Here is a 12,645-nt window from a genome sequence, read left to right on the forward strand (position 1 = left end):
CGGATATTAAAGCTACTAAAAAAAGAATAAGGAATAGAGACAGAAATAAGGCACTTCCTGTTCAAAATTGAACAAGAAGTGCCTTATTTTTATCTGAAAAAGGTTCGCTATTATAAAACCGTAAGTTTTTCAGTACCCTCATAAAAAATGAGCGACTTTTTTATTGCACCTGCCCGGTGTTATATTTTTCTGTACCCCAGTGTACCCCAATTTGTACCCCAAATAAGTGGGGTACAACGAGCGAAAACGAAAACCAACATTTATTACCAAATACTTTTCTAAATTGAACTTCTGATTTTTGTTAAAATATATTTTTTACTTTTTTTAAATCAATAAAGCAAAAACCCCGCCAAATCAATATTTTTACGCTATAATGTAGGACGAGGTGAAGAAAATGTTTGTAAGTGAAAAACAAATCGAAATTCGATATGCTGAGACTGACCAAATGGGCGTGGTGTATCATGCGAACTACATCATTTGGATGGAGATAGGCCGTTCTCAGTTAGTAAATGATGCAGGCTTTGAGTATGCTGAATTAGAGAAAGACGGTTATGTTTCGCCAGTGATGGATTTATCCATTTCTTATAAGGCTGCTATGCATTATGGCCAAGTGGCAACGGTCCGTACATGGGTGGAAAAACACGATCGTTTACGTACAACATATGGCTATGAAATTTTACATGAGGATGGCACGATTGCAGCTACTGCTCAGTCCGTACATATTCTAGCTCAAAAAGATACGTTACGTCCGGTATCTTTAAGTAAAATTGATCCGGCATGGGATGCGAAATACAAAGAAATCGCACGCGAGACGAAATAGGAGAATCATATATGGAACTTTTATTGGCAATCGGTGCAATTATGGCTTGTCTTGGTGTTGTGTTAGGCGCTTTTGGAGCACATGCATTAAAAGATAAATTTGCGTCACCACACTATGCAGCCATTTGGGAGACTGCGGTGCAATACCATATGTATCATGCATTAGGCTTACTAGGGCTTGGGATTTTATCGAGTGAAGCCCTTTTAGGCGCTTCAAGTATGCTTTCTTGGGCAGGCTATTTAATGTTTGCAGGTATTGTGTTTTTCTCAGGCAGTTTGTATGTATTAGCTGTTACAGGTGTGAAAAAGCTTGGTGCGATTACGCCAATCGGTGGTTTGTTATTTATCGTTGCCTGGGTGCTTTTGGCTATTTCCGCATTATCTTAAGAAACGCTAAGATTCACTAAAAAAACGATATAGTATTTACAATACGATAGAGGTAGTTCCTTTGGAGCTATCTCTTTTTATAGAGAAGTTTAAAAAAAATGAAACAAATTATCCTTTTTATGCGTACTACATAATGATTAGATTATTTATCTTTCGGCGAATGTCACTGATTCGGCAAGAAGTTCATTTAGGGTTAGCCTAAAATCATCGCGTTTATAAGATAATGAACTGACCTGCATCGGTAAAAACGCCACACACCTGTGGCAATATCGAAATGTCTGGTCTAAGCACAAAGATGAATCCGGACGCAATTAAGCCGAGGCATAATTGATATGATAAAATAAGTCTTAAGTATATAAGTTGAAGGTGGGAATAAATATGGGTTTATTAAAAGCAGGAGTTGGCGCATTAGCAGGTGTTCTAGAAGATCAATGGCGTGAATATTTCTATTGTGAGTCGCTGTCAGCGGATGTGCTTGTGGAAAAGGGGCATAAACGTACTTCTAAAAGAGGGTCAAATAAAGGCAATGACAACATTATTAGTAATGGCTCTATTATTGCTATCAATGAAGGGCAATGTATGATGATTGTCGAGCAAGGGAAAGTAGTAGAGTTTTCTGCGGAGTCTGGTGAGTATGTTTATGATACATCCACAGAGCCGTCGATAATGTATGGCAATGATTTGTCCGAAGGTATAAAGGAAACATTCAAGCAAATTGGTAAACGCTTCACCTTTGGCGGGGAACCTGCAAAGGATCAGCGTGTGTATTATTTTAATAAAAAAGAAATCGTAGGTAATAAATACGGGACACCTGCACCGATTCCTTTCCGTGTGATCGACCGTAATATCGGCCTAGATATTGATATTGCTATTCGTTGCCATGGCGAATATTCATATAAAATTGTCGATCCATTATTATTCTATACAAATGTATGTGGAAACGTTGAGCGTGAATTTACAAGAGATGCAATCGATAGCCAATTAAAAACGGAATTGATGACTGCGTTACAGCCGGCTTTCGCACATATTTCAGCAAGTGGGGTACGCTATAGTGAAATTCCTGCACATACGGTTGCTCTAGCAGATGCCCTAAATAAAGTGTTATCAGAGAAGTGGCTAGCAACACGTGGTTTAGCAGTTGTATCATTTGGCATTAGTTCTTTAAAAGCATCTGAAGAAGATGAAGCAATGATAAAACAATTACAACGAAATGCAGTAATGCGTGATCCAGGTATGGCTGCAGCTCATTTAACAGGTGCACAAGCGGAAGCAATGATTGCAGCAGCTAATAATGATGGCGGAGCAATGGCAGGATTTATGGGCATGAACATGGCGACACAAGCGGGCGGTGTTAATGCAGGACAGCTTTACCAAATGAATGAACAAAATAAACAGGCAGCTCAACAAGGACAAACACCGACGAACTCAGCTACATGGAAATGTGCATGTGGTAGTGAAAACACGGGTAAATTCTGTTCAAATTGTGGATCACCAAAGCCAGCAGAAGAAGGATGGACTTGTACATGTGGTGCTGTCAACAAAGGCAAATTCTGTAGCGAATGTGGTGCAAAAAAACCATCAGGAGCATTACAATACGTTTGCGATAAATGTGGTTGGCTACCAGAGGATCCTGCAAACCCACCAAAATTCTGCCCAGAGTGTGGCGATGTGTTTGATGATAATGATGTTAAGTAAGGAGATGACTAATGATGCCAACGCAAGACGCTGAAAATGCTAAACAAGTAAAGCTTGATTTTGACGCTGAGTGTCCATCATGTAGTGCATCCATTGAATTTAACCCAGCAACTGGAAAGCTAACATGTCCTTATTGTGGCTATGAAACTGAAATTGCAGCCCCAGAGAAGCAAGAGGAAAAAGTTGCCCAGGAAATGGATTTTGCAATGGCTGAAGAACGTGGGAATTTTAACTGGGGTGTTGAGAAAAAAACAGTCATTTGCAAATCCTGTGCGGCAGAAACGATTTATGATGCATTACAGGTAGCTGATAGTTGCCCATACTGTGGCTCTAATCAGGTTATGGAGGCTAGTGCTGAAAATACACTAGCCCCGAACGGAGTATGCGCATTTGAAATAACAGATAAGCAAGCGGGAGAGAACTTCCAAAGTTGGATTAAGGGAAAATGGTTTACACCGAGAGCAGCAAAAGAGAGTGCAAAGCCTGATTCATTTAAAGGGGTATATCTTCCTTATTGGACTTTTGATACGAAAACAAGCTCAAGGTATTCTGCAAGGTACGGTAGACATCGCACAGTTACAGATAAAGATGGCAATACTCGAACTGAAACTGATTGGTATTCTACAAGTGGTTTTTATCAGGAATTTATTGATGATCATTTAATCAGTGCGACAACACGTTATGATCGTAATATGATGAGAAAAATAGAACCCTTTAATTTACTCAATAATAAAGCCTATAAACCAGAATACGTATCAGGATTTTTATCAGAACGCTACAGTATTGGTTTACAGGACGGATGGAGTCAGGCGAAGAGGGAAATTTCTGATCATTTGAATGCACAAATTACGTCAAAAATACGTTGGGAACATAATGCGGATGTAGTATCCAATTTACATTTCTCAACGACTCATGATGATATTACATACAAATATCTAATGTTGCCGATTTGGCTTTCTTCATTCCGTTACAAAGAGAAAATTTATCGATTTATGGTAAATGGACAAACAGGTCGAGTAGGTGGGGATGCTCCAATTTCACCACTTCGTGTAACAATTGCGGTTATCTTATCTTTAATTGCAATTGCTATTATTTGGTATTTCTTCATGTCAGAATAGTCATGAGCAGTATTCCTGTAGGATATAATCCATACTTTGGAATACTGCTTTTTACTGGTGTGGGTGAACGGCTGAATAATTTTAGGATAAAGGATGAAAACCTTTAATGATCATAGCTTTCATATTGAATTGTTGCATAAGTTATAAGATAAAGGTATTCTGAGGGATTTTTTTATACAGCGATACAGGGAAAATTTTGTGAATGCATATAGAGTGACGCTAAATAACAATAATCTTACTCCAGCAACCTATTAGGCGAGAAAGTCGTTATTAGTGATGAATTGTCAGAAAAAAATAAATCAGTTAGGTGGAAGTTTGTTAAATTTCAGAACTGATTTTTTCCATAAAATAACGCCATGTGAAGTTGCCAATTTACTTTAAACAAATTATTATACAGTCAGAGAGCTTTTTTCATGTAATAAGCTGTGAATGCAATGTTATTCTTGGATAACATCATGTATGGAGGTTTCGACAATGGATGCAATTGAAGTTTTAACAAATTTAGATCAAATACATGGGTATTTTCAACCTATTTTTAGCGCGGATGCGCATACGGTGATTGCCTACGAAATTTCCGGACAGTTACAAATCGAGGGTCAACAAATTAATTTAAAAGATTTTGTGAATAATGAAGATATTCCAGAAGAGTATCGTATTGACATGGAACATAAAATACTACATGCTGCATTAGCTAAAGTAGAAGAAATCGGACAGGATATTGATATTTATATTCCTAGTAACCCGAACTTACTGATGCAGGATTTTGGTGAAAGTCATTTTAATATTATTCAACAATATATAAGTGAAGACGATTTACATCGTATTGTATTAGTTGTTTCTGAGCATCGTTTTTTAGGTGATATTCATAAGCTGCACCATGCAGTACGTTACTTTACGACTTTTGGTGTCAAAATTGCCGTTCAGGAAGTGGGAGCGGAGAGTCATTTAGAGCACATTGCTCTATTATCACCACAAATTTTAAAGGTCGATATTCAAGACTTAAATTATGATTCATGGTCTGCACAGTCTGATATGATATCAGCAATAGGTAGTCTCGCGTATAAAATTGGCGCAAATCTTTTATTTGAAGGAATCGAAACTGTGTATCAATTACAGTTTGCTTGGAAGAACGGGGGCCGATTTTATCAGGGGCGATACTTGGCAAACCCTGCCATAACATTCGTAGAGAAGGATATTTTAAAGGAACGTTTTAAGGAAGAATGCCAGCAGTTTATTACCTCTGAAAAGAAAATTCTAGAGGCACAATATTTCGAGTTGAAAAAGCTGAGAGAGGAGCTAGAAGCGATTGTCCATCGTGTCAAACCTTCTAGTGACAACATCACACTTTTAGAGCATTTAGCGCAGCTATTGGATAGTTATTCGTTCCGAGTATATATTTGTAATGAAGATGGCTTCCAACTTTCTCCAAATGTAATGCGTATAGATGGACAGTGGGAATTGCAGCCTAGAGCTATCAATAAAAACTGGAGTTGGCGCCCGTACTTCCTACAAACAATCATTAAAATGCGCAACGATCAAAGTGGAGAAATCTCAGAGCTTTATCGAGATATCGAGACAGGGGAAATTACAAGGACATTTTCTATTGCTATTAATGAGCATGAATATTTGTTCGTCGATCTTTCGTATGATTTCCTATACGAGCATAATATATTTAGATAGTTCTGAATGAAGGGTACAAGAAAATAGCTTGTACCCATAATTTGTGTAGTAATGTTTAGTGCAATAGCTAATGAATATCTCACGTACTAACGCTGGCGGCCAGTAATAACCGAGTCAGCGTTTTTTAGTACTTTTTTACAGTAAATTAAATGAAAGTACGAAACGATCGCTTTGTAGCTTCAATGGGCGAAAAAGGTAACTAATTAGCTTATTTCGCACCATGTTATACAGTTAATCCGTTTATCCTCGCTACAGAACGACAAAGACACCATACTTTGAAGATGATTTTAGCTAGCATTTCGCAAGAGGGAAAGATGTACTCCAAGTTCTATTAAAATCCCGGAATGGAGGAAGCGATTCAATTCTTAATTTTTCTTTTAAATGTTTTTAGCAAAGAATGTGGAATATAACAATTGAAAGACAAATTTGAATAGAAGTAAGTGAAAAAGAAGAAAACAGTAGGGTCAGTTGCTACTGCAGTCTTGTACTTTTAAATTGTCGTTTGGTTCGGGGGCAAGTGCTTGTGCATTCCTGGAACCCTTTTTCTAATCCAATAGGTAAATAAATTGTGAGCTGATATCCAAGCAAAAAGAGAAATCGAGGTTATTCGAGTTCTCTTTTTGCTTAAATTCATTAAGTTATGCTATTTACTATCCTAGTTCTCTGTTAATGGTCACGTATTTACGAATGTTTCCTGCTCTTAGCAAAGCCCAATTCGTTTTCTACCTATAAGCAATTTCCCACGGACAAAAAATCTCGTGAAATGAAAAGTTGCCTTAAGAATCGAAAAACTGGTTCTACATCGATTTTTCGTTGTCGATAGATGGCATCCGATTTTTTCAGATCTATATTTCAAAAATAATTTGTTGGACTCTTATTATTTTAAAGGAACACCAAGTCCTAAGGCAGAAGCGATCGATACAATAGAGCTAATAACACCTAGTATACTAGTTAATTTCTCTAATGGTTTTTTAGCTTTCTCTTTATCTCCATTTTCTATGTGAGTTTGAAGAAGTTCAAAATTAGCTTCCGCAATCTCTCGTTGTTCCTCAGCTAGGTGTTGAATTTCTTCATGAAGCTGTTGTAAAGCATTGATAATGTCATTAGGCAAGCTTGCTATCCCTTGATTGAGTGTACCATTGTTTTCAATAGTTATATTACCTTTGTTTTCTCCAAAAGTTAAACCACCATATTTACTAGAATCACCCATATAACCATCTCCTAAGATAATAGTAACTTTCCCGAGCTTTGATACTTTCTCTAATAATTGATCAGAATTTTCTTCGGCTAAAATACCGATAATTTCTCTTAAACTCTCAGGTTTATTTTGCTTACTTAACCCGACATTTTCCGTTTTGTTATTAATTTTTTTTTTGAAAAACTTTGTCTGAAATCATCACTTAATTCGATTATTGGAATGGCGTTTAAAGGATCAAAACAGTTTTCGGTACCACAATACTTGCAAGGAATGAAATCAATATTTTCAAGTTCAGATTTATTAGCAGTAAAAATACTTCTACTACATTCCTCGCAGTGAAATTCTAATTTTATAACGAGCGCTTCTTTTTTTTCTAATTCAGATAATGTATCAATAACTACTCCAAGAGGTAAGTTAGTTATTTTTGCAATATAACTATGGTAAAATTTTTCAATCTTACTGATAGCAATTGCCTCAAGTGCATTATCTATTTTTTGAGAAATTTCCCATGGCTTTAAATTGCTCAATACTTTTACCTCGCAGAATAAATTTGGTAAATCAATTTTTCTCTAATATAATCCAATACAGGCTCAGACGCAAATACATTGAACTTAAATGTCTTTGTATTGACGCCGATTCGAATAGAATATTCTTGTTTCACGCCATCAACACTATGTTCAAATAATATGGATCCTTTTTGTTTGGATAGATAAGGTTCTAAATAATTGTATAATGGTAAACCTCTTAGTTCTCTAATACTACCTAATCCTATTGTTTCAAGACCACTTAAAAGGAGCAACGTAAAAGGTGTTGTTTCTAAAATGCCAGTAATATCCTCGCTATTTAAATTTTGCTCTAAAATGGATAATTCACCATTAGTATAGTATTCGTCAATTGCAGAAAGTATACTCACAATTGATTGACCCTGTGTTTCTTCAAATGTATTTACGGATCCTGCTGGTCTTCCTGTAGCATCAATAAGCCTTCCTTGAAGTGTATCTGCTAAAGACTCAAGATTTCCCCCATACTTCTCTAACAAATCATGTTGTTTGAATTCATATTTATCATCGACTGTTTTAGTTAACCAAGCAATGATTTTTTTGGCAACAGCTGAACTTGCGCGTACTTCAATTATTCCCTTGTCTTCATCAATATAAACTGTTGTTATTTCGTGTTTAATGTATTCTCTTCGGTTAGCTAAAAAGTAATCAACATTAACACCAGTTCTATGAATAAATCTTAAATAATATGCTTGAGAACCTTCGATGTCAGCAGCGGCAATAATCGTAGGATCAATAGGGACATTTTCGCTGTTTGGTGTAACTACTTTTTCGAAAGGGTTAAATGGCATTTTATCAATAATACTTTGTTTAAATCCGATTAAACCAGTATTATTTGTCGCCTGAAACCAAGCTAAAGAAACTGCTCCAGAGAAAATATTATTGCTTATCATTTTAAGAACATCGCCTTCAATATGATCAAAAGAGTTCCACACTCTACTAGCTAATTCATTTACATTGCCAGTTGTATCTAAAGTCAATTTATTACAAATCTCTTTGAGTTGAGTTTTGCTTAATTTATGCAAGTCTTGGGGGAAAATTAAAGATTTAATTGTATTCATTTAACACCCTCCAGAATTATATTCTGTGTTCGATGAAATTATGTCGTTTTATTAATAAATATAATATTATATGTATTGAATAACCAAAAAATGACATAAAAGTGTTGATTGACATGGGGGTTTGAATGAATTGGAACTTATATGCATCGAAATGAATAAATATCGTATGGTTCTTTATTCTTAATTGTTGTTTTGGATTTTAAAAGAAATAACTACTAGTGAATGGGGATTGGTACGCTTTAAGGTAGGTATCATCTTCGTTTTGTGAAGAAAAATAGCGCGGAGGAACTATTGAATCGGAAGGGTCTTGATTAGGAGAGAACAAAGTAATTGAATTAAGATTCTCTACTCGTTACTTAATTATTCAGCAGTGTGTAAATTTAGGGTACAAAGGAGAAATTTTTCTCAAATGTACCCCACTTGATTTACCTTTAAATACTTTAATCGAAGAGTGTTAGTAAAGATTTGTTCCTATTATTAAAGAATCTCTGTTAATTCTGAATTCACAAACCTTTGGGCAGTAATAAGAACGCCTGAAGCTGTTCTTCCATATACACTATATAATCCGCCAGTTTGATTAGGAACAATTTCAACTTCATACTGAGCTGCACCTCCTACACTTGGAGTTACAAAAGTAGAAGCGTTAGCATTTGCGGCAAATGGAGTTGTTGATAGTAATTGTCTTGTACCGTTAAGTCTAAAAACTCTTACAACTCCAGTTAGTAAACCTCCAGTGAGATTGAGAATTTTGATACGAACGCTAGTTGCATTAGCTGGTTGATTTCCTGTATTTTCAATTGGACCAGTAGTTAAAGGCAATATATTTCACCTCCTTCGGGATAAAAGATTTATAATCTGCAGATTACATACTCATAGTATTCAGTAGCTATTGAAACGCTCTAAACGTTTTAATCAATTTTTTATAAAAATGTAGAAGTTGGTTAATAGAACTATTTAAATTTTTCAGCTATAGCAAGTGATGCCTTTAAGGAGTATCTTCTAAAATCTCTCTACTTAATGGTGGTGCATGATGGATATTTTTAAAACTTCATGAATGACATACGTCTACGGAAATATGGAGGTGAAAATATTTGAGGAAGATAGTTATAATAGGTATAATCATAGTTTCGGTAATGAGTGGATGTAATCATAATTAGATACCGGAAATTTCAGAAGAACAGGCAAAATCAATTGAGTTAAAAGCTATGGAAAAAACATTGTAAAGTTGAAATAAAGTTAGTTGGTTATAACAAAAACGAAGATATTGTTAAATGGGAAAATAAAAAAAAGAACGGAACAGACGATATTGATGACGAAAATGGCAAAATAATAAATGGTGAAACCTCAATATGTTAAATTCACATGAAATAGACGTCTTAAAGATATATACTGTCTTCTGCAGAGAGATTAATGCGCATCATATAGCGACAGAGATTGGTAACAATACGTGTAACACTCCTCCATACTAATAGGGCAAGTGTGATGATACAATTCAACAAATCCTCATATTGATTGGTTTTCTTACTTTGGTATAATTAACTGCGAGAGAGGATGATCAATATGAGCAAAAATATCGTTGTTATAACAGGGGCTGGCAGTGGTTTAGGTGCAGCACTTGCTAAAAAATATTCGTCTTTAGGCAATCACATTTGTTTACTCGGCCGTACGAAATCAAAGCTAGAGCATACGGCTAAAGCTTTAACCAATGGCTATTCTATTTATGAGGTTGATGTTACTTCGAAACAAATGGTTGCTCAAATAATTCGTTCTATACAAGAAGATTTTGGTTCAATTCCATTACTTATTAATAATGCTGGTGTTGGCTATTTTGATAAAGCTGAAAACTTGAATGAGGATTCAGTTCATCAAATGATTGATATTAACTTAAAAGGAACAATTTTTTGCACACAAGAAGTACTAAAAGGTATGAGGGAACACAATGAAGGAACAATCGTCAATATCGTTTCTACAGCTGGTTTAGAAGGAAAAGTAACAGAATCTGTTTATTGTGCTAGTAAATTTGGTGTACGTGGATTTACAGAGAGTCTTGCACTTGAATTAAGCGATACCGCTATTAATGTATGTGCTGTGTACATGGGTGGCATGAGAACAGAATTTTGGGACGGTGTGTTTACCGAGGAAAAAACTAAGACATTAATGGATCCAAATGACATCGCGGATATTATTATGGAAAATATTAAACCAAGAAAAGCGTTAGCTGTAACTGAAGTTGTTATTAAAAATAGACGATAATATTTGAAATTAAGATGACCAGGCTCTTCATTTAAGTCGAGCCTGGTCACTTTCTATTTCATTTACTATTTCATCAAAATAACTAAGATACAGTAAATGTCCTTTATTTTCTATTATGTGAAATGAGGAATCTGTATAAAGCTTGTTTAGTGTTTTAGCCGTCTTTAATGGCCAAACATTATCTTTTTCGCCATGCCAAATGTAAATTTTATAGGGACGAGCAGCATAGTTTAAAGAAACTTTTTCAGTCATTGCCACTGCATCATAGTATACTGCTAGCCCATTATTTTGATAAGCTTCTACGGCAGCTTTTGTTATTACTTCTTGAAAATGCCTTTGATTGGCTACTGATTGATCAGCCTCAGGCATTTTATCAATCGAATCTTTAACCGTTGTTTCTATATGATGGTTAATCTTTTTACTTAACTTTTTAAAATAATACTTTGTCATTAAAGGGAAGTAACTATTAAAAAAACTGATGAATTTCCAATTGATTGGTAAATCATTTTTAGTATTTTTCCCTTTCAAAGGAATAGCGCTACTTATAAGAGTCAAAGATTTCACACAATCAGGATAAATGGAAGCAAAAATTTGAGCATATGTTCCACCTGCTGACCAGCCAATTATATCTACCATATCTAGATTAAGTTTCTCCAATAACGATTTGATATCCCTAGAAAAGTAAGTCATATTATAATGTTTTAAACTTGAAGATCCATAACCAGGCCGATTAATAGCAATTACATAAAAATTTTTAGCATCTAATTTATTTTCATTAATATATAATCCTGAAGCTGATGAACCAAAGCCATGTAAATAAATTATGGGATTATTTTTAGGATTACCATAAATCTTGTAATTTAATAGATGTCCATCTTCTAAAATAATGGAAAAAGTGCTTTCTTTTTTCATAATGAACCTCCTTCTTTTTAAAAAGTATATTTAACTTTTTAATCCTATAGTCAATTAAGTATTTAATATGTAATCCATATTTCGATGAAAATCGAAATATCTATCTTGTACTATATAAATTGAAAGTACGGATAGGAGGAGATAAAATGACTCAAATTGCTAACACAGAGATGATTAATCCAAAAATTCTTTACTACGGGACTCCTGTAATTTTATTAACTACGCTAAATGAAGATGGCACAGTAAATATTAGCCCTCTGTCGTCATCATGGGTGTTAGGAGATTGTATTATTTTAGGAATTGGGCTTGGGGGCAAGGCTATTGAAAATTTAGAACGACATCCTGAATGTGTTATTAATGTTCCAGATCCTTCATTATGGGAGAATGTAGAAAAATTAGCGCCATTTACAGGAAAAAAACCCGTTCCTGAATATAAGCTAGCAAATGGATTCACATTTGAAAAAGATAAATATGAAATTAGTAATTTAACACCTAACGAGTCTAAATCAGTAAAGCCTACTAGAATTGCGGAGTGTCCAATTCAACTAGAGGCAAGAGTAAAACATATTCGAATCCCTGATTATGCTGCATTTTTTGCCATTGTTGAGACACAAGTAATACATGTACATGCTCATAAGGAAATTATCGTTAAAGAAAATTATATTGATCCAAATAAATGGAGCCCACTCATTTATAATTTCCGCCATTATTTTGGACTTGGGCACCAGCTAGGGAAAGCTTTTAGGGCAGAAATTTAAATCTAAACGGTCATCAAAAAAGGTCGGCTCTCACTTTTATGGGTAGCTGATTTTTTTTGCTTTTATTCAAGATTTTCTATAAGCACGGTACGTTACAAAACTGTCATGTTGTCATGTTATTTGTCATGTAAAACAATGGATATCGTATTAATTCCTTGTTATAGTTAACAAAGTCATTAAGGAATTTATAACCTTGTACCTAGC

General features: G+C 35.0%; 12 protein-coding genes. 7 read left to right on the forward strand and 5 right to left on the reverse strand.

What is annotated here, in order from left to right:
* Window positions 1-394 precede the first annotated feature (394 nt).
* The 5 genes from ACIQ7N_RS20835 to ACIQ7N_RS20855 all read left to right on the forward strand — a co-directional run bounded on the left by ACIQ7N_RS20835 (window position 395) and on the right by ACIQ7N_RS20855 (window position 5,699).
* Window positions 395-820, forward strand: a complete 426-nt coding sequence (locus ACIQ7N_RS20835) for an acyl-CoA thioesterase (RefSeq protein WP_049664899.1) — start codon at window positions 395-397, stop codon at window positions 818-820.
* Window positions 821-831: 11 nt separating this feature from the next.
* The gene (locus tag ACIQ7N_RS20840) at window positions 832-1,206 is read left to right on the forward strand and encodes a DUF423 domain-containing protein (protein ID WP_402935804.1); all 375 of its coding nucleotides are present in this window, start codon (window positions 832-834) and stop codon (window positions 1,204-1,206) included.
* A 378-nt stretch (window positions 1,207-1,584) separates the two neighbouring features.
* Window positions 1,585-2,901 (forward strand): SPFH domain-containing protein, encoded by a 1,317-nt coding sequence (locus tag ACIQ7N_RS20845; protein ID WP_402935807.1) that lies wholly within the window; start codon window positions 1,585-1,587, stop codon window positions 2,899-2,901.
* A gap of 14 nt (window positions 2,902-2,915) precedes the next feature.
* Complete coding sequence (locus ACIQ7N_RS20850) at window positions 2,916-4,019, forward strand: TFIIB-type zinc ribbon-containing protein (protein ID WP_132361118.1); 1,104 nt, start codon at window positions 2,916-2,918, stop codon at window positions 4,017-4,019.
* A 474-nt stretch (window positions 4,020-4,493) separates the two neighbouring features.
* A complete protein-coding gene (locus tag ACIQ7N_RS20855) occupies window positions 4,494-5,699 on the forward strand; it encodes an EAL domain-containing protein (RefSeq protein WP_402935810.1) in 1,206 nt (401 codons plus the stop codon).
* Between the two features lie 877 nt (window positions 5,700-6,576).
* Here the strand turns inward: ACIQ7N_RS20855 and ACIQ7N_RS20860 are convergent.
* The 4 genes from ACIQ7N_RS20860 to ACIQ7N_RS20875 all read right to left on the reverse strand — a co-directional run bounded on the left by ACIQ7N_RS20860 (window position 6,577) and on the right by ACIQ7N_RS20875 (window position 9,337).
* The gene (locus tag ACIQ7N_RS20860) at window positions 6,577-6,909 is read right to left on the reverse strand and encodes a hypothetical protein (protein WP_402935813.1); all 333 of its coding nucleotides are present in this window, start codon (window positions 6,907-6,909) and stop codon (window positions 6,577-6,579) included.
* Window positions 6,910-7,034: 125 nt separating this feature from the next.
* A complete protein-coding gene (locus tag ACIQ7N_RS20865; protein WP_248716096.1) occupies window positions 7,035-7,424 on the reverse strand; it encodes a hypothetical protein in 390 nt (129 codons plus the stop codon).
* Between the two features lie 5 nt (window positions 7,425-7,429).
* The gene (locus ACIQ7N_RS20870; RefSeq protein WP_402935816.1) at window positions 7,430-8,518 is read right to left on the reverse strand and encodes a hypothetical protein; all 1,089 of its coding nucleotides are present in this window, start codon (window positions 8,516-8,518) and stop codon (window positions 7,430-7,432) included.
* A gap of 477 nt (window positions 8,519-8,995) precedes the next feature.
* Window positions 8,996-9,337, reverse strand: coding sequence for an ATPase (locus ACIQ7N_RS20875; RefSeq protein ID WP_248716094.1), 342 nt, complete (start codon window positions 9,335-9,337; stop codon window positions 8,996-8,998).
* A gap of 741 nt (window positions 9,338-10,078) precedes the next feature.
* Between ACIQ7N_RS20875 and ACIQ7N_RS20880 the strand changes: the two genes are divergently transcribed.
* On the forward strand, window positions 10,079-10,771 hold the full coding sequence (locus ACIQ7N_RS20880) for an SDR family oxidoreductase (protein WP_402935819.1): 693 nt from the start codon (window positions 10,079-10,081) through the stop codon (window positions 10,769-10,771).
* Window positions 10,772-10,798: 27 nt separating this feature from the next.
* Here the strand turns inward: ACIQ7N_RS20880 and ACIQ7N_RS20885 are convergent, their stop codons facing one another.
* Window positions 10,799-11,683 carry an alpha/beta fold hydrolase gene (locus ACIQ7N_RS20885; protein WP_402935822.1) on the reverse strand — a complete coding sequence of 295 codons (885 nt, stop codon included), beginning with the start codon at window positions 11,681-11,683 and terminating at the stop codon, window positions 10,799-10,801.
* Between the two features lie 146 nt (window positions 11,684-11,829).
* On the opposite strand from ACIQ7N_RS20885, the gene ACIQ7N_RS20890 reads away from it, so the two are divergent.
* Window positions 11,830-12,441 carry a flavin reductase family protein gene (locus tag ACIQ7N_RS20890; protein WP_402935825.1) on the forward strand — a complete coding sequence of 204 codons (612 nt, stop codon included), beginning with the start codon at window positions 11,830-11,832 and terminating at the stop codon, window positions 12,439-12,441.
* The last annotated feature ends 204 nt before the right edge of the window (window positions 12,442-12,645 follow it).

It is taken from the genome of Lysinibacillus sp. NPDC095746 (assembly GCF_044763535.1).
In the GTDB taxonomy this organism is placed as follows: Bacteria; Bacillota; Bacilli; order Bacillales_A; family Planococcaceae; genus Lysinibacillus.

Coding starts and splice junctions, on each gene's coding strand:
- ACIQ7N_RS20880 (WP_402935819.1), top strand. CDS start 10,079: ATGAGCAAAAATATCGTTGTTATAACAGGGGCTGGCAGTGGTTTAGGT.
- ACIQ7N_RS20890 (WP_402935825.1), top strand. CDS start 11,830: ATGACTCAAATTGCTAACACAGAGATGATTAATCCAAAAATTCTTTAC.
- ACIQ7N_RS20835 (WP_049664899.1), top strand. CDS start 395: ATGTTTGTAAGTGAAAAACAAATCGAAATTCGATATGCTGAGACTGAC.
- ACIQ7N_RS20850 (WP_132361118.1), top strand. CDS start 2,916: ATGCCAACGCAAGACGCTGAAAATGCTAAACAAGTAAAGCTTGATTTT.
- ACIQ7N_RS20870 (WP_402935816.1), bottom strand. CDS start 8,518: ATGAATACAATTAAATCTTTAATTTTCCCCCAAGACTTGCATAAATTA.
- ACIQ7N_RS20845 (WP_402935807.1), top strand. CDS start 1,585: ATGGGTTTATTAAAAGCAGGAGTTGGCGCATTAGCAGGTGTTCTAGAA.
- ACIQ7N_RS20855 (WP_402935810.1), top strand. CDS start 4,494: ATGGATGCAATTGAAGTTTTAACAAATTTAGATCAAATACATGGGTAT.
- ACIQ7N_RS20885 (WP_402935822.1), bottom strand. CDS start 11,683: ATGAAAAAAGAAAGCACTTTTTCCATTATTTTAGAAGATGGACATCTA.
- ACIQ7N_RS20840 (WP_402935804.1), top strand. CDS start 832: ATGGAACTTTTATTGGCAATCGGTGCAATTATGGCTTGTCTTGGTGTT.
- ACIQ7N_RS20860 (WP_402935813.1), bottom strand. CDS start 6,909: ATGGGTGATTCTAGTAAATATGGTGGTTTAACTTTTGGAGAAAACAAA.